Here is an 18,221-nt window from a genome sequence, read left to right as displayed (position 1 = left end):
CGTATAGCCGGTGCTTACGTGCAATAGAGCTATTCACCTTCAGCCTCGATGAACTGCCCGGAAAGGCATGCCGGCAGCACCCGAAGATAAGTTTCGGCATCCTGGGCAATCTGCGCCTGGGTCTCCGGACGATCAGCCAAGCGCAAGGCCCACTCGCGCCCGGGGTGCAGAACGTCCCATCGGGGACGCATACCTGCGTGACGCCCCTTGCCGGGATTGTGGTTACCAAAGCCATCAATTAGCGAGTTCCACACTGGAGTGAAGCGGGCAATGATCAGAGACTCGCCGAGCGGGATCCAAATGTCGTCCACTACTAGGAAGCGGCAGCAGAAATCATTGATGTCCAAGTTCTCGGCGGCTTTGATGCTTTCGGCGTGCTCCTTGAGACGCTTGTGCAACACCTTACCCGCTAAGAGGTCCTGGCCTGCGCCCATGCGCGCCCCAGGAGGAACGGCCTTACCTACATAAATGGGCAGCATAAACTTCCCATCACTGTTGAGCCGAGTAACCTGAGCATAGGGCGCAAAATTACCGGTGTAGTAAATGGCGTAAATCCCCGCCCCCTCGAATACCGGCATATCCCCGAGAGGATGAACCTCTTTGGTCAACAATGCTTCGGCGACACTCGCGCCCAGATTCTTTTTGTCCAGCGGATTGAATGGAATTACCTTTCCCGTCACGCGGTCGCCCTTCCCCTGAACGTATTTGTTTTTCTCAATTTGCCCAGCTCCGCGAACGCCAAACTCTCCGCAACGCTCGAGGCGACGCGTTGCGCCAGCAGCACCGGAACCGCATTCCCCAATTGGCGCATGGTCTCTGTCCAGCTGCCGTGGAACCTGAACCCATCCGGAAAGGTTTGGATTCGCGCACTTTCGCGCACAGTGAAGTAACGAACGGTGCCGTCATCCCGGACCAGCATGTTTTCACCGCCGGGAACACCATGATCCCCCGCCTTGAGGGTCTTCGCCGGCAGGTCCAAGGGACTGCCCGTGTGCCCGGGATACACCCTCGCACCGTCTTGGAATTGATGACTAGGGATCTTTGCGGCCGCGCGCGACCGAGGATCTGGCAAGTCATGAATGGCATCCCTGACGGTACGCCATGGCAACGTGGTCAGCGGCATTTTCACTTGCCGAAGCTTCTCGACGCGGCCGGCCAGCTTGGCCGGTACTTCCGGTACCGTTAGGCCATGACGCCGCCAATATTCACCTGTGACCCACTGATCATGCAACAAGGCATCGTAGCTATGCGTAGGCTTAGGGAATGACCACTCTACACCAAGGTCATCACGAAAACCGACAAGGAATACCCGCTCACGCTTCTGTGGAACGCCATAGTTGGCGGCGTTCACTAGGGTTGGCACGACGTTGTAAGTCAATCCACTTCCCTTGCTTGTACCGGAGGTTCTCTCTTCCTGCAAACGCTTGAGGTGCTCGCTCCAGTCCTCGTCACCGATTGGTGGTAACTCGGGAAACTCCAACTGGAGCTGGATGTAGTGAAAATAATTAGCAAAGGTCGCGCGAGTGAGCCCCTTTACGTTCTCCACAATGAATGCCTTCGGCTTGAGCCGCCGAATCACCTCAACCGTCGCGGGGAACATATCCCGCTTATCGGACTGAGCCTTGTGCTTTCCACCAATAGAGAACGGTTGGCATGGAGGACCACCGGCCAATAGCTCGATGCCCAGGGGAACCGAGCCCCAATCGAACGCACGAACATCTCCCTCATGAAGGTTCCAGCTAGCTAGCAGCGGATACCCGCGCCGCTGGTTCTCCCTCACCGTGTCACAGGCCCACTTATCCCATTCCACAACCGCGAGATGCTCAAACCCTGCGATCTCGCATCCCATGGCCAGGCCACCCGCGCCCGCGAATAGCTCAACTGATCTCATCGGACCGCCCCCAGAAACACTGTAATAATGTACAGGATACTAGCAAAAATTTAGCGCCAGCGCACCCATTTCCCCCAGATGAATATTGAAGGGCGGGGCTTTCCAGCACCTAAACATGAGCCAGAAAACTGGGCGAAACCTCGTAGCGACCGCAATATGGGTGCCAAGTGATGCGTCAATTCCCTAACACTCAACAGGCCAATAAAGACTTTGGAAGAGGTTGCGGAAACACCGCTGCTCCAGACTTGCATAGATATTTTTATGCCCAATAACATCTCTGGCGACAACAAATAATGTGACTCCCTGCAGAGGACTCACTCTACGGACCCAGGCTGACCGATAGCCATCTCAGTAGCGCTCAAACAACTGGCCCCACCCCTCCGCCATGCTGGCGACCGCTTTTCTGCTTACTGAGGAAATCAGCCGACAGCGTAGATGGCCTGCTTAACTAACGAACAGGCCACCGAAAGATAGTTTGTAGCAGCCATCGTCATTATCTATGACGATAGAGGAAGCCATCGAGATCTCTACGTTATTGCTGATTAGAGGCAGGCCTTTACCCTTCCTGCACGACTCATGATTGAGTTCATCAGCGGGGAAAACAGAGCGAACATCAATACAATATAAAACGGTAAGCCAAAAAAAATCCAGCCCTGTTAAGTGACTGGATTTTTAGGGATTTTTGGTCGGGACGGAGTGATTCGAACACTCGACCCCTTGCACCCCATGCAAGTGCGCTACCGGGCTGCGCTACGCCCCGACTACATTCTCATAACCTCTGAGAACGATGAAGAATCTACCCTAACCTCCTGATAAATGAAAGCTTTTTCTCAAAAAATTTCACTCATCAAAAACCCAGGTCACTTCTTCAACACCACCAACACATCCTCCAATTCAACAATCATCTGCCGAATCAGCTGCTTGTACTGGCTAGACTCATCCTTGGCCTCATCACTGGAAAGCCTCAACCGAGCCCCGCCAATGGTGAACCCCTGGTCATAAAGCAGCGCGCGGATCTGGCGAATCATCAGCACATCCTGCCGCTGATAATACCGCCGGTTCCCCCGCCGCTTCACGGGATTGAGCTGATCGAACTCCTGCTCCCAATACCGCAGCACGTGCGGTTTTACCGCACAAAGCTCACTCACCTCACCAATGGTGAAGTACCTTTTGCCCGGTATGGGGGGCAGTTCGTCGTTATGGCTTGGTTCCAGCATAGGCCTCAACCCGGGCCTTCAACTTCTGCCCTGGACGAAAGGTGACGACGCGCCGTGCGGTGATCGGGATTTCTTCCCCTGTCTTGGGGTTGCGGCCCGGCCGCTGGCGTTTGTCGCGAAGGTCGAAGTTGCCGAAACCGGACAGCTTGACCTGCTCGTTCTCTTCAAGTGCGTGCCGAATTTCTTCAAAAAACAGCTCGACCAGCTCCTTGGCCTCACGCTTGTTAAGCCCCAGCTCCTCGTACAGCCTTTCGGCCATCTCAGCTTTCGTCAGAGCACCCATGCCGTTATTTCCTTAACGTGGTGTTCAACCTTTGTTCGAGCGAGGTGAGGATGTTTTGCAGGGTAGTGTTCACCTCATCGTCGTTAAGAGTGCGCGATGGATGCTGCCAGGTCAAGCCAACGGCAAGGCTTTTTCTATCAGGATCAATACCTTTACCTTGGTAGACGTCAAACAGCCTGAGGTCTGTAAGCCATTCGCCTGCATTGTCACGAATTACTTCAAGCACCGCGCTAGAAGCTACATCACGTCCTGCGATCAAAGCCAGGTCACGACGGGTTTCCGGGAACTTGGACAGCTCGCTGAATTTCGGCAGGCGGCCTTCGACCACATCACCCAACACCAGCTCGAACAGGAACACCGGGCGGTCCAGGTCCAGAGCTTTGGCCAGCTCTGGGTGGATGGCGCCGAGGTAGCCGACCAGCTTGCCGTCACGCTCGATGGCGGCGGTCTGGCCTGGGTGCAGGGCTGGGTGCTTGCCTGCGCTGAAGGTGAAGTCGCTCAGGGCGCCAGAGTAGCCCAGCAGGGCTTCCACGTCGGCTTTGACGTCGAAGAAGTCAATGCCGTCGCGGCCATTGGCCCAGCCTTCTGGCAGGCGGCTGCCGGTGACAACGCCGGCGATCATTGGCTGCTGCTGCAGGTCGCCGAGCTGGCCGACGAAGCGCAGGCCGCTTTCGAACAGGCGTACGCGGTCTTGCTGGCGGTTCAGGTTGTGCTGCAGTGCCTTGACCAGGCCCGGCCACAGGGACGCGCGCATGGCGGCCATGTCGCTGGAGATGGGGTTGGCCAGCAGCAGCGGCTCTACGCCCGGGCTGAACAGTTCGAACAGTTTCGGGTCGATGAAGCTGTAGGTGATGGCTTCCTGGTAGCCGCGGGCAACCAGCAGGCGGCGCAGGGTCGGCAGGTCACCGCGGGTTTCCGGCTTGCCTTTCGGCGCCAGGCGGGCTTGCGGGTAGCGAACCGGCAGGTTGTTGTAGCCGTACAGGCGGGCCAGCTCTTCGATCAGGTCCACTTCCAGGCTGATGTCGAAGCGGTGGCTCGGCACGTTGACCGTCCACTGCCCTTCCCCACTGTTGGTGGTGGTCAGCTCCAAGGCGTTGAGCAGCTGCTCGACCTGGGCGGGGTCCATTTCCATGCCGAGCATCTGGGTGATGCGTTCGGCGCGCAGGGTGACCGGGGCCACTTGCGGCAGGTGCTGTTCACTGACGGCTTCGACCACCGGGCCGGCTTCGCCGCCGACGATGTCCAGCAGCAGCTGGGTGGCGCGCTCCATGGCTTCGCGGGCCAGCTGCGAGTCTACGCCGCGCTCGTAGCGGTGCGAGGCGTCGGTGTGCAGGCCGTAGGAACGGGCTTTACCGGCAACGGAAATCGGCTCGAAGAAGGCGCTTTCCAGGAACAGGTCGCGGGTTTTCTCGGTGTTCACACCGCTGTGCTCGCCACCCATGACGCCGGCGATGGCCAGGGCGCGGGTGTGGTCGGCGATGACCAGGGTGTCGGCGCGCAGGGCCACTTCCTGGCCGTCGAGCAGGACGAGCTTCTCGCCCTCTTCAGCCATGCGTACGCGGATGCCGCCGTTGATTTCTGCCAGGTCGAAGGCGTGCATCGGCTGGCCGAGTTCGAGCATCACGTAGTTGGTGATGTCGACGGCTGCGTCGATGCTGCGCACGTCGCTGCGGCGCAGGCGCTCGACCATCCACAGTGGGGTCGGCTTGCTGAGGTCGACGTTGCGGATGACGCGGCCCAGGTAGCGTGGGCAGGCAGCCGGGGCGCTGACTTCGACCGGGCGCACTTCGTCGTGGGCAGCCGCTACGGCTGGCACTACCGGGCGGGTGACCGGGGTGTCGTACAGGGCGCTGACGTCGCGGGCCAGGCCGGCGATGGACAGGCAGTCGCCGCGGTTAGGGGTGAGGCCGATTTCGATGCTGGCGTCGTCCAGGCTCAGGTATTGGCGAATGTCTTCGCCAACCGGGGCGTCGGCAGCCAGTTCCAGCAGGCCGTCGTTCTCTTCGCTGATTTGCAGCTCGGCAGCCGAGCACAGCATGCCGAAGGACTCGACGCCACGCAGCTTGGCCTTCTTGATCTTGAAGTCGCCTGGCAGTTCGGCGCCGATCATGGCGAACGGAATCTTGATGCCAGGGCGGGCGTTAGGGGCGCCGCACACGACCTGGAAGGTTTCCTGGCCGTTGCTTACCTGGCACACGCGCAGCTTGTCGGCGTCCGGGTGTTGTTCGGTGGCGAGGATTTCGCCCACGACGATGCCGCTGAACTGGCCGGCAGCGGGGGTAACGCTGTCGACTTCAAGGCCGGCCATGGACAGGCGGGCGACCAGTTCGTCACGGGAGACTTGCGGGTTTACCCAACCGCGCAGCCACTGTTCACTGAATTTCATGCTGTTCTCCTGAAAGTTGCGTCGGGCATTGACCTAGCGGAATTGCGCGAGGAAGCGCAGGTCGTTGTCGAAGAACAGACGCAAATCGTTGACGCCGTAGCGCAGCATGGCCAGGCGCTCGGCGCCCATGCCGAAGGCGAAGCCCTGGAACTCTTCAGGGTCGATGCCAGACATGCGCAGCACGTTCGGGTGCACCATGCCGCAGCCCATCACTTCCAGCCAGCCGGTCTGCTTGCACACGCGGCAGCCTTTGCCGGAACACATCACGCACTGGATGTCGACTTCGGCAGACGGCTCGGTGAAGGGGAAGAACGATGGGCGGAAACGTACCGCCAGTTCTTTTTCGAAGAACACGCGCAGGAATTCTTCGATGGTGCCCTTGAGGTCGGCGAAGTTGATATCGCGGTCGATCAGCAGGCCTTCGACCTGGTGGAACATCGGCGAGTGGGTAATGTCCGAGTCGCAGCGGTATACGCGGCCCGGGCAGACAATGCGGATTGGCGGCTGGCTGGACTCCATGGTCCGCACCTGCACCGGCGAGGTGTGGGTGCGCAGCAGCATGTTGGCATTGAAGTAGAAGGTGTCGTGCATCGCCCGGGCCGGGTGGTGGCCGGGGATATTGAGCGCTTCGAAGTTGTGGTAGTCGTCTTCCACCTCTGGGCCTTCGGCAATGCCGTAGCCGATATGGGTGAAGAACTGCTCGATGCGCTCGAGTGTACGGGTGATCGGGTGCAGGCCACCGGTGGCCTGGCCGCGGCCTGGCAGGGTGACGTCAATGCATTCGGCAGCCAGGCGAGCGCTGAGCTCTGCTTCTTCGAAGGCGGCCTTGCGGGCATTGAGCACAACGGTGACGCGCTCTTTGGCGTCGTTGATCAGCGCGCCGACTTTCGGCCGCTCTTCGGCTGGCAGGTTGCCCAGGGTCTTCATCACCTGGGTCAGCTCGCCTTTCTTGCCGAGATAGTTAACCCGGATCTGTTCCAGGGTATTGATGTCTTCAGCGCGCTCCACGGCCTCTAGGGCTTGGGAGACCAACGCATCCAGGTTTTCCATGTACAGACTCCAGATACGAAAATAGGGGAAGAGCTTTGAAGGCTCTTCCCCTATCGATGACGTTCAATGCCCGACGGCGCTAGCGCCGCCGGGTGATTGTCGCGGGTACTTAAGCCAGAACGGCTTTAGCTTTCTCGACAATCGCAGCAAACGCCGCTTTTTCGTTCACTGCCAGATCGGCCAGAACCTTACGGTCGATTTCGATCGAAGCCTTTTTCAGGCCAGCAATCAGACGGCTGTAGGACAGACCGTTGGTGCGGGCACCGGCGTTGATACGAGCGATCCACAGTGCGCGGAACTGACGCTTCTTCTGACGACGGTCACGGTAGGCATATTGACCAGCCTTGATGACAGCCTGCTTGGCAACGCGGAATACGCGCGAGCGTGCACCGTAGTAGCCTTTAGCCAGTTTCAGAATTTTCTTGTGACGCTTACGAGCGATGACGCCACGCTTAACACGAGCCATGAGTAACTTCCTCTATCTAAACCAGAATTAACGTACGCGCAGCATGCGCTCGACTTTTGCCACGTCAGACGGGTGCAGCAGGCTGGCACCGCGCAGTTGACGCTTACGCTTGGTCGACATTTTGGTCAGGATGTGGCTCTTGAAAGCGTGCTTGTGCTTGAAGCCGGAAGCGGTCTTCAGGAAGCGCTTCGCAGCACCGCTCTTGGTTTTCATTTTTGGCATGTTGGAACTCCGCATTCGATAAAAATTACACAATAATCATCAGGCCTGCCGTGCCCGGGAGATTACTTCTTCTTTTTGGGGGCGATGACCATCATAAGCTGGCGTCCTTCCATCTTCGGATGCTGCTCAACGGAGCCGTATTCGGCGAGGTCAGCTTCGACCCGCTTCAACAGCTCCATGCCCAGCTCCTGGTGGGCCATCTCACGGCCACGGAATCTCAGAGAGATCTTGGCCTTGTCCCCATCGGTAAGGAAACGTACCAGGTTGCGTAGTTTTACCTGGTAATCCCCTTCTTCCGTCCCTGGACGAAACTTGATTTCTTTGATCTGGATCTGCTTCTGGTTCTTCTTGGCTTCGTTGGCCTGCTTCTTCTTCTCGAAGAGGTGCTTGCCGTAGTCCATCACCTTGCAGACAGGCGGTACCGCGTCTGCAGAGATCTCCACCAGATCCAGCTTCGCTTCTTCAGCGATACGAAGCGCTTCATCAATCGAGACGATGCCAACCTGCTCGCCATCAGCGCCAATTAACCGAACCTCGCGGGCCGAGATATTCTCGTTGATCGGGGCCTTCGGTACAGCACGCTTATCGTTTCTCATTTCACGCTTAATAGTCATTACTCCGATTCTTGGCGTCCACGCCGGGAAACCGCTTGTGTCAGGAGCTCAGCGAACTGGGCGACGGGCATGGAGCCCAGGTCTGCGCCTTCGCGAGTACGCACAGCAACGGTTCGTGTTTCGACTTCGCGATCCCCTATAACCAAAAGGTACGGGACCTTGAGCAAAGTATGCTCGCGGATTTTAAAGCCGATCTTCTCATTTCTCAAGTCCGACTTGGCACGGAAACCGCTACCGTTCAGGGTATTTTCCACCTCGAGGGCGAAATCGGCCTGCTTGTCGGTGATGTTCATGATCACCGCCTGGGTAGGTGCCAGCCAGGCCGGGAACACGCCGGCGTAGTGCTCGATCAGCATGCCGATGAAGCGCTCGAACGAGCCGAGGATGGCGCGGTGCAGCATGACCGGGCGAACACGGCTGTTATCTTCGGCGATATAGCTGGCATCCAGGCGTTCTGGCAGGTTCGGGTCGTACTGCAGGGTACCGCACTGCCAGTTACGGCCGAGGCAGTCGCGCAGGGTGAACTCGATCTTCGGGCCGTAGAAGGCGCCCTCGCCCGGCTGGTATTCCCACTCCAGGCCCGATTCGTTCAAGGCGTCGGCCAGCGCGCCTTCGGCACGATCCCACAGCTCTTCGGAACCCACGCGCTTGGCCGGGCGGGTCGACAGCTTCATGGCGATGTCGGTGAAGCCGAAGTCCTTGTACACGTCCAGGGTCAGCTTGATGAAGTCGGCGGCTTCTTTCTTCACCTGTTCTTCGGTGCAGAAGATGTGCGCGTCGTCCTGCACGAAGCCACGCACGCGCATGATGCCGTGCAGGGCGCCGGACGGCTCGTTACGGTGGCAGGCACCGAACTCGGCCAGGCGCAGCGGCAGGTCGCGGTAGCTCTTCAGGCCCTGGTTGAACACCTGCACGTGGCACGGGCAGTTCATCGGTTTTACCGCGTAGTCACGGCTTTCCGACGAAGTGGTGAACATGTTCTCGGCGTAGTTGGACCAGTGGCCGGAACGCTCCCAGAGAATACGGTCGACAACCTGCGGGGTCTTGATTTCCTGGTAGCCGTTGACGCGCTGGACCTGGCGCATGTACTGCTCGAGAACCTGGTACACGGTCCAGCCGTTGGCGTGCCAGAACACCATGCCCGGGGCTTCTTCCTGCAGGTGGAACAGGTCGAGCTGCTTGCCGATCTTGCGGTGGTCGCGTTTTTCGGCTTCTTCGATGCGCTGGATGTACGCAGCCAGCTGCTTCTTGTCGGCCCAGGCGGTGCCGTACACGCGTTGCAGCTGTTCGTTCTTGGCATCACCGCGCCAGTAGGCGCCGGACAGCTTGGTCAGCTTGAATGCCTTGAGGAAGCGGGTGTTCGGCACGTGCGGGCCACGGCACATGTCGACGTATTCTTCGTGGTAGTACAGGCCCATGGCCTGCTCGTCCGGCATGTCTTCGACCAGGCGCAGCTTGTAGTCTTCGCCACGGGCCTTGAACACGTCGATGACTTCGGCGCGCGGGGTCACCTTCTTGATGACGTCGTAGTCCTTGTCGATCAGCTCCATCATGCGCTTTTCGATGGCGGCCATGTCTTCAGGGGTGAAGGGGCGCTCGTAGGCGATGTCGTAATAGAAGCCTTCGTCGATGACCGGGCCGATCACCATCTTGGCGGTCGGGTACAGCTGTTTCACCGCGTGGCCGACCAGGTGGGCGCACGAGTGACGGATGATCTCCAGTCCCTCTTCATCTTTAGGGGTGATGATCTGCAGGGTGGCGTCGTTGCTGATCAGGTCGCAGGCATCGACCAGTTTGCCGTCGACCTTGCCGGCCACGGTGGCCTTGGCCAGGCCGGCGCCGATGGAAGCGGCGACTTCGGCTACGGATACGGCATGATCGAACGAACGTTGACTGCCATCGGGAAGAGTAATAACGGGCATGGCGCCTCCTCTCCTAGTGGTGACCCCTACCAAAGGTCACGTGGGTTGGGATGAGCCAGTACAAGATCCGACCTGCCTTCCCGCAAAGGAAGCCTGCCTCACAGTGGCAGAAGCCTTTCGGCTTGCGAGGGACGAACCAGAGTGACTGGGGAGAAAAAAGATAGCTGCGGCGCGCAACGGCGCAACCGCAAGCCGAGCATGCTAGCACGCAGGGTGCGCGGGCGCAGAAATATTTGGAAATTACAGCCTTTGGGTGAACTAACGCGGAAAAATTCCTATCAGACCTTGGGAAGCAACCTACTCTTGATGAGACCTGACCCAAGGAGTAACTGGTTATGCGAGTTCCGTCTCTTCTGGCCCTGGCGGCCGCTGGCGCCCTGCTGCTGCCTGTAGCTGCGAACGCTGGCAACTTCCCAGCCGGGAAGGAGGCCGCCTACATGACCCAGTGCACCCAGGTGGCCAGCGGCCAAGGCGTTGACGCCGCGACCGCGAAAAAGCACTGCGATTGCGGTGCCCAAGCCATCAAAAAGAATTTCACCGATGCGGAGATCGCCGACCTGGACAGCAACGATGGCGTTGACGCCAAGCTGATGCAGAAGGCGCAAACCGTGGTGAAGAAAGCCTGCGCACCGAAAAGCTGAAACGTTGAAGCCGACGCGGGCTAGCCATTCTTTGAGATGGATCAATATCCTGCGAAGGTAAAAGGCGCTAGATGCGCAGAATTAGACTATGATGTGTTCCGTGCTCCGTAGCCTCGGCCGCATTGCACCACTGAAAAAACTAAATGTTCTGGAGATTCACCCATGTCCAATCGCCAACAAGGCACCGTCAAATGGTTCAATGATGAGAAAGGCTACGGCTTCATCACCCCAGCAGGCGGCGGCGACGACCTGTTCGTTCACTTCAAGGCCATCGAATCCGACGGCTTCAAGAGCCTGAAAGAAGGCCAGACTGTTTCCTTCGTCGCCGAGCGCGGCCAGAAGGGCATGCAGGCTGCACAGGTTCGTCCGGAGTAATTCGGATAGCTGTAAAAAAACCCGCCCTTGTGGCGGGTTTTTTTATGGGTGTGAACTTGCTCTGGCAGATATGCCCAGCCTGTGCTGGCCTCTTCGCGGGTAAACCCGCTCCCACAGGGGACGGCGCAGACCTGGAGGCTAACGCTATCCCTGTGGGAGCGGGTTCACCCGCGAAGAGGCCGGCAAGGCATCAACCGCAGTTGACGCGAACCACCTTGCCCTGCTCGTCCACATTCAGGTTCAAGCGCTCGGAACGGTACTCCAGGGTAACCACGTCGTGCGGCTTGAGAATGCGGGCCATCTGCGAGCCACTGGCCTTGCGCGCCTGCTCCAGCAGTTCGGCGCTGGCCGGCTTGCCAATGGCGAAATCGGCGCCGCTGGCTTCGCAGCGGCCATCGTTGCCTGCCGGCGTGGCTGGCGCAGCGCCACCCGCAGAATTGCCACCAGTGCTGCAACCAGCCAGGACAGCAGCCACCGCCAGGGTTGCCAGGTAAGCACGGGTACGGAACATGAAGCCTCCTAAATCGGTACGGGAACTGTCTGATCCGACAGTTCCACTCATCATTTGTTGCAAAACCGGTCAAGTCTGCCTGAACTGGCCGGCAGAGGCGAAAACGCAATCGTGACCGGATTTTGCACAACCCGCTGCGTTTGCCATATGCTTAAGCCACAAGGTCACTGACGCAAAGTCATGATTCAGTGCAAGAAGTGGAGCGCACCCCGCCTCCATCGAACACCAGGGTCAGGTGTTCGCCCCTTCGTCCCGGGCCCCAAGCGAGAGCCTTTCATGAGCAGCCACAGCATCGATGCCGATATCAAGGTCAAATGGGCCGAGGGCCAGAGCGCGTACAGCCCTGGCACACCAGAAGAGTTGCTGTTGATTGCCATCGACCTGCTGGTGCGCGATCGCGGCGCCGAGGCGGCACGCAGCTTCATCGACCAGGTGTTCGAGCGCTTCGCGCCGCACACGGCTATTCCAATCGCGCCAAACGGGCGCTGAGCAGGTCGAACAGGCCCTGGGCATCGCCCTCCTCCACCCACATCACGTTGGCAGGCTGCTTGAGCACGCCGTACCAGTCGGCAATGGTCTGGCCGAAGCCGGGGCCTTCGCGGCTGTCGATGCTCATGTGAATGCGCCGGCCGCTGAACAGCTCGGGCTCGAGCAGGTAGGCGATGACGCTGGCGTCGTGCACCGGGCCGCCGGGCATGCCGTACAGGTCCATGTCGTGGGTGATGTAGGCGTTGAGGATATCCACTACCCGTTTGCTGGCCTGGTTGTTCACCGCCGCCAGTTGCTTGAGGCGGGCGTCGCTGGTCAGCAGCTTGTGGGTGACGTCCAGCGGCAGGTAGGTCAGTTGCACACCGCTGGCCAACACCACTTCGGCGGCATGCGGGTCGGCATACAGGTTGAATTCTGCCGCCGGGGTGATGTTGCCGCCGTTGAAGTGGGCACCGCCCATGACCACCACTTCTTTGATGCCTTTTGCGATCTCGGGTTGCTGGATCAGCGCCAGGGCCAGGTTGGTTTGTGGGCCGAGCATGGCGATGGTGATGCTGTGGGGCTTGGCGCTTGCCAGGGTGTCGACCAGGTATTGCACGGCATTGCCTTGGGCCAGCGGCGCTTTCGGTTCGTGAACCTGGATGCCGGTAAGGCCTTCTTCGCCGTGCACGTCGGCGGCGTAGATCGGCTTGCGCACTAGCGGGCGCGCGGCGCCGGCGTACACGGGGATGTCTTCGCGACCAGCCCATTCGCGGGCCAGGCGGGCGTTGCGCGAGGTTTTTTCCAGGCGCACGTTGCCGGCCACGGTGGTGATGGCGCGAATGTTCAGTTCGTCGGGCGAGGCCATGGCCAGGAACAGCGCGACCACGTCGTCGGCGCCGGGGTCGGTGTCGATGATCAGGTCGATGGGGGCGGCCTGGAGGGTGGTGGCTGCGGCCATGAGGGCGATTCCTTGTAGCAGGGGTTTGAGCATGGGTGGCACTCCTGTTGCCTGGGTTGGTATTCCTGAAACACCGCAAATCCCTGTGGGAGCGGGTTTACCCGCGAAGAAGGCAGCGCGGTGGATGGCACCGGCTTCGCCGGTGTTCGCGGGTGAACCCGCTCCCACAGGGGGCCTGCGGTGAATGGCACCGGCTTCGCCGGTGTTCGCGGGTGAACCCGCTCCCACAGGGGCCTGCGGTGGATGGCACCGGCGCTGCCGGTGTTCGCGGGCATGCCCGCTCCCACAGGGGATCTGCGTTGGGCAAGATGGCGAGTTAGAAGGTCACGCCGGAGATCAGCGCAATGTTGCTGTAGGGCTGGCACTCGCCAGTACGCACTACCGCACGGGCATTGCGTGACAATTCTTTGAAATCTTCATGGCTCAGCCATTCGCGCTTGCCCAGCTTGCCCTTCAGCCGCTCGATCTCGACCAGCGCCGGCGGCACCACTTTCTGCATCTCTTCGGCCAGCACGTGGCGCTCTACCTGCAACTCGCTCAGCACAACCCGCAACACGCTGGCGAAATCCGGCAGGCCAGGCGTGACGGCCAGGTCGATCAGTTCTACCCCCGGTGGCACCGGCAGCCCGGCATCGCCGATTATCAGGATGTCGCCATGCCCCATGCCGGCAATGGTCCGCGACAGGGCGACGTTCAGCAGTGGGGTTTTCTTCATGGCGCAAGCTCCGCCAGGTAGGGAATCGACGGCTGGGCGCCGGCGCGGGTAACCGACAGGGCCGCGGCGCGCTGGCCGAAGGCGATGGCTTCGCCCTCATCCAGGCCGCGCACCAGGCCAGCGGCAAAGCCGCCGATGAAGGTGTCGCCGGCTGCCGTGGTGTCCAGCGGCTGGACCACCGGCGCGGGGAAGTGCTGGTGGCCCTCGGGGGTGACCAGCAAGGCCCCTTGCGCGCCCAGGGTGATGATCACTTTGCCCGCGCCCAGCTGCAGCAAGCGCTCGCCGGCACGCCGGGCACTGTCCAGGTCCGCAACCGCCACGCCGGTCAGGGCTTCGGCCTCGCTTTCGTTGGGCGTCAGGTAGTCGATGTGGGGGAACCAGTCCGCCGGCAAGGGGCCGGTCGCCGGCGCCGGGTTCAGGATCACCTGCTTGCCCAGCTCGCGCCCCCTGGCCAGGGTCCAGGCCACGGTGTCGGTGGGTACCTCCAGCTGGCAGATGATCACCTCGGCCGCCTGCAGCAGCGCATCAAACCGCTGCACCGACTGCGGGGTCAGCAGGCCGTTGCCACCCGGGATGATGACAATGCAGTTCTGGCTGGCGGCATCCACGGTGATCAGCGCCACACCGCTGGACACGCCCTGGCAGGTGATGACGCCCTGGCAGTCGATGCCTTCCACATACAACGCCCGGTGCAGTTGCCGACCATAATCATCGTCGCCGACGTTGCCGATCATCGCCACGCTGCCGCCCAGGCGCGCCACGGCCACCGCCTGGTTGGCCCCCTTGCCGCCCGGCACGGTGAAAAAGCTTTCGCCGGGGAGTGTTTCGCCGGCCCGGGGCAGGCGCTGGGCGCGGGCCACCAGGTCCATGTTGAGGCTACCGACTACCACGACCTTGGCATTCATGACATTTCCTTAGCGTTAGCGGTAATCGTTGAACAGGTCCGGGCGCGGCCCGGTGGACTCGCGCAGCACGATGCGCGGGGCGACGATGCGTTGCTCTGCCGCGCCCTGGCGGGGTGTGCCGATACGCGTCAGCAACAGTGACGCGGCGCTCTCGCCCAGCTCGCGGATCGACTGGCCCACCGTGGTCAACGGCGGGTACACATAGCGGCTGAGTTCGATGTCGTCGAAACCGATCACCGACAGCTCGCCGGGCACGTTGATATTGCGTTCGGCCGCGGCACGCAGCACGCCGAAGCCGATCATGTCGTTGCCGGCGAAAATCGCCGTGGGCCGCCTGCCCTCCAGCAACCGGCTTGCCACCGCATGGCCACCCGGGCTGCTGAAGTCGCAGTGCAGCACGCGGTCGCCCAGCACCACCACACCGGCCTCGGCCATGGCGCGGCGGAAGCCGCTCAGGCGCAGCTGGGTGACCCCGGTTTCGGCGGGGCCGCCGATGTAGGCGATGTCACGGTGGCCAAGCTCCAGCAGATGCCGAGTGGCCAGGAAGGCGCCCTGCTCGTGGTCGATGCGCACCAGGTCGGCATCCACGCCATCCAGTTCGCGGTCAACAATCACCATTGGCGTGCGCACGCCAGCCAGGCTTTGCAGCAGGTCGCTGTCCTGGCCTACCGAAGCCACCACCAGGCCATCGATGCGTTTTTCCAGCAGTACGCGCAGGTAGCTGCGCTGCTTTTGCGGGTTGTCGTCAGAGTTGCACAGGATCACGCAGTAGCCGTTGCGCTCGCAGGCGTCTTCGATGCCCCGCGCCAGTTCGGCGAAGTACGGGTTGACGCTGTTGGGCACCAGCAAGCCGATGGTGGCCGTGCTGCGCGCCTTCAGCGAGCGGGCCACGGCGCTGGGCACGTAATCGAGCTCGGCGATGGCGGCTTCGACTTTCAGCCGCACTTGCTCGCTGACCGGTCGGGTCTTGTTCAGCACATGGGACACAGTGGTGTAGGAAATGCCCGCCAGTGCCGCGACGTCTTTGATGGTTGCCATGTTCTCAGTTCCGCCGGCCTGCACGCCGGCTACGGTAAGTGTCGAGCACCACGGCGATGACGATCACCGCCCCGGTGATGATGCGCTTGGTCGGTTCGCTGGCCCCGATCTGCGCCAGCCCTGCGGCCAGCACCGAAATGATCAGCACGCCAAAGAAGGTGCTGATGACCGAGCCGCGCCCGCCCATCAGGCTGGTGCCGCCAATCACCACGGCGGCGATCACTTGCAGCTCCAGGCCGGAGCCGGCATTGGGGTCTGCCGCTTCCAGGCGCGAGATCTGGAACAGCGCGGCCAGGCCGGCAAGCAGGCCCATCAGGGCGAACACCAGCACCTTGTACGGGCGCGGGTCGATGCCGGCCAGGCGCACAGCCTCTTCGTTGGTGCCGATGCCGATCAGGTAGCGGCCGAACACCGTGCGGGTCAGCACCAGCTGGGCCAGCACGATCACCAGCAAGGCGATGATGAACGCCGGCGAGATGCCGAATGCGATGGGGTTGGAGAACCAGGCATAGGCATCACCGATATAGGCAGTGCGCGAATCGGTGAACTGGTAGGCCAGGCCGCGGGCCATTTCCAGCACGCCGAGCGAGACGATGAACGACGGAATGCGCCAGGCCACGGTGACGCCGCCGGTAATGCTGCCGGCCAGCGCGGCCACGGCCATGCCCAGCAAGGCAGAAGGCAGCGCACCCCAACCCCAGCCGAGGATCGCCACGCTGACCGTCGAAGCCGCCAGCGCCAGCACCGAGCCCACCGACAGGTCGATGCCGCCGATGATCAGCACGAAGGTCATGCCCACCGCCAGCACCATCAGGTCGGGGATCTGGTTGGCCAGGGTACTGAAGGTGTTGTACGACCAGAAGTGGCTGCTGAGGAACGAGAACAGCACGATCATCGCCAGCAAGGCGCCGGCCAGGCCCAGGTAGGTACCCAGGCCAAGATAGGTGCCACTGCGGCGCACCGGTACGGCGCCTTGGCTGTCGAGCGGGGTGGTTTTCATGCATCCATCCTGGGAGCTGCGTCGTGCAGCAGTGCGTCACGTTTCTGATAACCGGCAAAGGCTGCAGCCAGCAGCTGGTCCTGGCTCCAATGGTCACGCTCGAAGGTGTCGATGAGGCGACCGGCCGACAGCACGGCGATGCGGTCGCAGATCAGCATCAGCTCGCGCAGGTCGCTGGACACCACCACCAGGGCCTTGCCCTGGCGCGCCAGCTCGGCCAGCAGGCCATAGATGTCGAACTTGGCGCCGACGTCGATGCCACGGGTGGGCTCGTCGAACAGCAGCACCTGGCAATCGCGCTCGAGCCAGCGGCCGATCACCACCTTCTGCTGGTTGCCGCCAGACAGCTCGCCTACCACTTGCTGCGGGCCGGCACTGCGAATGCGCATGGCCTGGATCTGGCGCTCGGCCAATGCCGCTTCGGCCTCGCCATCGAGCACCCCGGCCCGGGATACCGCGCCGAGGTTGCCCAGGGCGATATTGGCGCTGATCGACTGTGTCAGCAGCAGGCCCTCGCCTTTGCGGTCTTCGGTGATCAGCGCGATACCGGCCTGCACGGCAGCCTTGGGCGAGTCGATGGTGACCACCTGCGGTGGCTGGCCGAGGGCGACGCTGCCGCTGTCGGCACGGTCGGCGCCGTAGATCAGGCGCAACAGTTCGGTACGGCCGGCACCGATCAGGCCAGAGATGCCGAAGATCTCCCCTGCCCTGACCTCGAACGACACTTCACGCACCTTGTCGGCACGGCTGAGCTTGTCGACCTTGAGCAGCGGCGCGCCGATCTGCCGGCGGCCCAGGTCGATATGCTCGCCCAGCTCGCGGCCGACCATCAGGTTGACCAGTTCGGCGCTGCTGTAGCGCTGGATCGGTTCGTCGCACACCAGCTTGCCGTCGCGCAGCACGACGATGCGCTGGGCCACGCGCTGCAGTTCTTCCAGGCGATGGGAGATGTAGACGATGGCCACGCCACGTTGGCGCAGGCGTTCGATCTGGGTGAACAGCAGCTCTACCTCGCGCGCGGTGAGCATGGCGGTGGGCTCGTCGAAGATCAGCACATGGCAGTCGCCGATCAGGTTGCGGGCGATCTCGACCATCTGCTGGTGGCCGATGCCCAGTTCGCCAACCGGGGTGTCCGGGTCGATGGCGTCGAGGCCGACCTGGGCCATGGCCGCCGTGGCCAGCTGGCGCAGGCGCTTCTGGCTGATCCAGCCAAAGCGGCCGGGCAGGTTGTCGAGGAACAGGTTTTCCGCCACGGTCAGCGTGGGCAGCAGGTTCAGCTCCTGCATCACCATGCGCACGCCAAGGCGCTCGGCCTCGCTGCGGCTGCCGGGTGCGTAGGCCTGGCCGCGGTAGCGCATGTGCCCGGTGGTGGGGGTTTCCAGGCCACTGATGAGCTTGGACAGGGTGCTCTTGCCCGCGCCGTTCTCACCCGTCAGCGCCAGCACTTCGCCGGCCCGCAGGTTCAGGCTGACCTCGCCGAGCACGGGCTGGGCATAGGTCTTGCCCAGGCCGCTGGCGGCGAGCACCACTTCATTGGCCGATGCAGGCATGGCCGT

General features: G+C 61.6%; 20 protein-coding genes and 1 tRNA gene. 3 read left to right on the top strand and 18 right to left on the bottom strand.

Going from position 1 to position 18,221, the window contains the following annotated elements; all coding sequences use genetic code 11:
* Positions 1 to 29: 29 nt before the first annotated feature.
* The 11 genes from R9B85_RS22250 to thrS all read right to left on the bottom strand — a co-directional run bounded on the left by R9B85_RS22250 (position 30) and on the right by thrS (position 10,051).
* On the bottom strand, positions 30 to 680 hold the full coding sequence (locus tag R9B85_RS22250) for an Eco29kI family restriction endonuclease (RefSeq protein WP_423770568.1): 651 nt from the start codon (positions 678 to 680) through the stop codon (positions 30 to 32).
* Positions 677 to 1,849 carry a DNA cytosine methyltransferase gene (locus R9B85_RS22245; RefSeq protein ID WP_423770567.1) on the bottom strand — a complete coding sequence of 391 codons (1,173 nt, stop codon included), beginning with the start codon at positions 1,847 to 1,849 and terminating at the stop codon, positions 677 to 679. The genes R9B85_RS22250 and R9B85_RS22245 overlap by 4 nt, the downstream gene beginning before the upstream one ends.
* 725 nt (positions 1,850 to 2,574) lie before the next feature.
* Positions 2,575 to 2,651: transfer RNA gene (locus R9B85_RS22240), tRNA-Pro, on the bottom strand.
* Positions 2,652 to 2,751: 100 nt separating this feature from the next.
* Positions 2,752 to 3,108: a MerR family transcriptional regulator gene (locus R9B85_RS22235; RefSeq protein WP_003250681.1), complete on the bottom strand. Its 357-nt coding sequence runs from the start codon at positions 3,106 to 3,108 to the stop codon at positions 2,752 to 2,754.
* Positions 3,089 to 3,391 carry an integration host factor subunit alpha gene (gene ihfA, locus R9B85_RS22230; RefSeq protein ID WP_003250679.1) on the bottom strand — a complete coding sequence of 101 codons (303 nt, stop codon included), beginning with the start codon at positions 3,389 to 3,391 and terminating at the stop codon, positions 3,089 to 3,091. Before ihfA ends, R9B85_RS22235 begins: the two co-directional genes overlap by 20 nt.
* Before the next feature lie 4 nt (positions 3,392 to 3,395).
* Entirely contained in the window at positions 3,396 to 5,777 is a 2,382-nt protein-coding gene (gene pheT / locus R9B85_RS22225) for a phenylalanine--tRNA ligase subunit beta (RefSeq protein WP_313853973.1), read from the bottom strand.
* 33 nt (positions 5,778 to 5,810) lie between these two features.
* Positions 5,811 to 6,827 carry a phenylalanine--tRNA ligase subunit alpha gene (gene pheS, locus R9B85_RS22220; RefSeq protein WP_112252431.1) on the bottom strand — a complete coding sequence of 339 codons (1,017 nt, stop codon included), beginning with the start codon at positions 6,825 to 6,827 and terminating at the stop codon, positions 5,811 to 5,813.
* 109 nt (positions 6,828 to 6,936) lie between these two features.
* Entirely contained in the window at positions 6,937 to 7,293 is a 357-nt protein-coding gene (gene rplT, locus R9B85_RS22215) for a 50S ribosomal protein L20 (protein ID WP_003250671.1), read from the bottom strand.
* 27 nt (positions 7,294 to 7,320) lie between these two features.
* On the bottom strand, positions 7,321 to 7,515 hold the full coding sequence (rpmI, locus tag R9B85_RS22210; protein WP_003250667.1) for a 50S ribosomal protein L35: 195 nt from the start codon (positions 7,513 to 7,515) through the stop codon (positions 7,321 to 7,323).
* A 62-nt stretch (positions 7,516 to 7,577) separates the two neighbouring features.
* On the bottom strand, positions 7,578 to 8,129 hold the full coding sequence (infC, locus tag R9B85_RS22205; RefSeq protein ID WP_177328455.1) for a translation initiation factor IF-3: 552 nt from the start codon (positions 8,127 to 8,129) through the stop codon (positions 7,578 to 7,580).
* Positions 8,129 to 10,051 carry a threonine--tRNA ligase gene (gene thrS, locus R9B85_RS22200; RefSeq protein ID WP_085622146.1) on the bottom strand — a complete coding sequence of 641 codons (1,923 nt, stop codon included), beginning with the start codon at positions 10,049 to 10,051 and terminating at the stop codon, positions 8,129 to 8,131. Before thrS ends, infC begins: the two co-directional genes overlap by 1 nt.
* 335 nt (positions 10,052 to 10,386) lie before the next feature.
* Here thrS and R9B85_RS22195 point away from each other — a divergent pair, with 335 nt between their 5' ends.
* Both R9B85_RS22195 and R9B85_RS22190 read left to right on the top strand, forming a co-directional pair.
* Entirely contained in the window at positions 10,387 to 10,692 is a 306-nt protein-coding gene (locus R9B85_RS22195; RefSeq protein WP_215521188.1) for a hypothetical protein, read from the top strand.
* A 162-nt stretch (positions 10,693 to 10,854) separates the two neighbouring features.
* Entirely contained in the window at positions 10,855 to 11,067 is a 213-nt protein-coding gene (locus tag R9B85_RS22190; protein WP_003250656.1) for a cold-shock protein, read from the top strand.
* 190 nt (positions 11,068 to 11,257) lie between these two features.
* On the opposite strand, the gene R9B85_RS22185 is transcribed toward R9B85_RS22190, so the two are convergent.
* Positions 11,258 to 11,578 carry an I78 family peptidase inhibitor gene (locus R9B85_RS22185; protein ID WP_003260961.1) on the bottom strand — a complete coding sequence of 107 codons (321 nt, stop codon included), beginning with the start codon at positions 11,576 to 11,578 and terminating at the stop codon, positions 11,258 to 11,260.
* A gap of 276 nt (positions 11,579 to 11,854) precedes the next feature.
* On the opposite strand from R9B85_RS22185, the gene R9B85_RS22180 reads away from it, so the two are divergent.
* Positions 11,855 to 12,067, top strand: coding sequence for a hypothetical protein (locus R9B85_RS22180; protein ID WP_063912423.1), 213 nt, complete (start codon positions 11,855 to 11,857; stop codon positions 12,065 to 12,067).
* Here R9B85_RS22180 and R9B85_RS22175 read toward each other — a convergent pair.
* The 6 genes from R9B85_RS22175 to R9B85_RS22150 all read right to left on the bottom strand — a co-directional run bounded on the left by R9B85_RS22175 (position 12,039) and on the right by R9B85_RS22150 (position 18,215).
* A complete protein-coding gene (locus R9B85_RS22175) occupies positions 12,039 to 13,040 on the bottom strand; it encodes a nucleoside hydrolase (RefSeq protein ID WP_207878386.1) in 1,002 nt (333 codons plus the stop codon). The two genes, R9B85_RS22180 and R9B85_RS22175, sit on opposite strands and share 29 nt — an antisense overlap.
* A gap of 283 nt (positions 13,041 to 13,323) precedes the next feature.
* Complete coding sequence (gene rbsD / locus R9B85_RS22170) at positions 13,324 to 13,722, bottom strand: D-ribose pyranase (RefSeq protein WP_112252429.1); 399 nt, start codon at positions 13,720 to 13,722, stop codon at positions 13,324 to 13,326.
* Positions 13,719 to 14,627, bottom strand: coding sequence for a ribokinase (gene rbsK, locus R9B85_RS22165; RefSeq protein WP_112252428.1), 909 nt, complete (start codon positions 14,625 to 14,627; stop codon positions 13,719 to 13,721). Before rbsK ends, rbsD begins: the two co-directional genes overlap by 4 nt.
* Positions 14,628 to 14,642: 15 nt before the next feature.
* Positions 14,643 to 15,665, bottom strand: coding sequence for a LacI family DNA-binding transcriptional regulator (locus R9B85_RS22160; protein ID WP_423770566.1), 1,023 nt, complete (start codon positions 15,663 to 15,665; stop codon positions 14,643 to 14,645).
* Positions 15,666 to 15,669: 4 nt separating this feature from the next.
* Positions 15,670 to 16,665 (bottom strand): ABC transporter permease, encoded by a 996-nt coding sequence (locus R9B85_RS22155; RefSeq protein ID WP_133971200.1) that lies wholly within the window; start codon positions 16,663 to 16,665, stop codon positions 15,670 to 15,672.
* On the bottom strand, positions 16,662 to 18,215 hold the full coding sequence (locus tag R9B85_RS22150) for a sugar ABC transporter ATP-binding protein (protein WP_423770565.1): 1,554 nt from the start codon (positions 18,213 to 18,215) through the stop codon (positions 16,662 to 16,664). Before R9B85_RS22150 ends, R9B85_RS22155 begins: the two co-directional genes overlap by 4 nt.
* Positions 18,216 to 18,221 lie beyond the last annotated feature (6 nt).

It is taken from the genome of Pseudomonas sp. NLJ1 (assembly GCF_049486705.1).
GTDB classification, from domain to species: Bacteria; Pseudomonadota; Gammaproteobacteria; order Pseudomonadales; family Pseudomonadaceae; genus Aquipseudomonas; species Aquipseudomonas inefficax.
Note: the sequence above shows the minus strand (reverse complement) of the source record. Positions and strands in the feature narration are given on the sequence as shown.

Excerpts from the sequence above, each read along its gene's own strand:
- ihfA (WP_003250679.1), bottom strand. The coding sequence starts at position 3,391 with ATGGGTGCTCTGACGAAAGCTGAGATGGCCGAAAGGCTGTACGAGGAG.
- thrS (WP_085622146.1), bottom strand. The coding sequence starts at position 10,051 with ATGCCCGTTATTACTCTTCCCGATGGCAGTCAACGTTCGTTCGATCAT.
- pheS (WP_112252431.1), bottom strand. The coding sequence starts at position 6,827 with ATGGAAAACCTGGATGCGTTGGTCTCCCAAGCCCTAGAGGCCGTGGAG.
- rbsD (WP_112252429.1), bottom strand. The coding sequence starts at position 13,722 with ATGAAGAAAACCCCACTGCTGAACGTCGCCCTGTCGCGGACCATTGCC.
- R9B85_RS22235 (WP_003250681.1), bottom strand. The coding sequence starts at position 3,108 with ATGCTGGAACCAAGCCATAACGACGAACTGCCCCCCATACCGGGCAAA.
- R9B85_RS22190 (WP_003250656.1), top strand. The coding sequence starts at position 10,855 with ATGTCCAATCGCCAACAAGGCACCGTCAAATGGTTCAATGATGAGAAA.
- rpmI (WP_003250667.1), bottom strand. The coding sequence starts at position 7,515 with ATGCCAAAAATGAAAACCAAGAGCGGTGCTGCGAAGCGCTTCCTGAAG.
- R9B85_RS22150 (WP_423770565.1), bottom strand. The coding sequence starts at position 18,215 with ATGCCTGCATCGGCCAATGAAGTGGTGCTCGCCGCCAGCGGCCTGGGC.
- R9B85_RS22180 (WP_063912423.1), top strand. The coding sequence starts at position 11,855 with ATGAGCAGCCACAGCATCGATGCCGATATCAAGGTCAAATGGGCCGAG.
- infC (WP_177328455.1), bottom strand. The coding sequence starts at position 8,129 with ATGACTATTAAGCGTGAAATGAGAAACGATAAGCGTGCTGTACCGAAG.
- R9B85_RS22185 (WP_003260961.1), bottom strand. The coding sequence starts at position 11,578 with ATGTTCCGTACCCGTGCTTACCTGGCAACCCTGGCGGTGGCTGCTGTC.
- R9B85_RS22160 (WP_423770566.1), bottom strand. The coding sequence starts at position 15,665 with ATGGCAACCATCAAAGACGTCGCGGCACTGGCGGGCATTTCCTACACC.
- R9B85_RS22155 (WP_133971200.1), bottom strand. The coding sequence starts at position 16,665 with ATGAAAACCACCCCGCTCGACAGCCAAGGCGCCGTACCGGTGCGCCGC.
- pheT (WP_313853973.1), bottom strand. The coding sequence starts at position 5,777 with ATGAAATTCAGTGAACAGTGGCTGCGCGGTTGGGTAAACCCGCAAGTC.
- rplT (WP_003250671.1), bottom strand. The coding sequence starts at position 7,293 with ATGGCTCGTGTTAAGCGTGGCGTCATCGCTCGTAAGCGTCACAAGAAA.
- R9B85_RS22245 (WP_423770567.1), bottom strand. The coding sequence starts at position 1,849 with ATGGGATGCGAGATCGCAGGGTTTGAGCATCTCGCGGTTGTGGAATGG.
- rbsK (WP_112252428.1), bottom strand. The coding sequence starts at position 14,627 with ATGAATGCCAAGGTCGTGGTAGTCGGTAGCCTCAACATGGACCTGGTG.
- R9B85_RS22175 (WP_207878386.1), bottom strand. The coding sequence starts at position 13,040 with ATGCTCAAACCCCTGCTACAAGGAATCGCCCTCATGGCCGCAGCCACC.
- R9B85_RS22195 (WP_215521188.1), top strand. The coding sequence starts at position 10,387 with ATGCGAGTTCCGTCTCTTCTGGCCCTGGCGGCCGCTGGCGCCCTGCTG.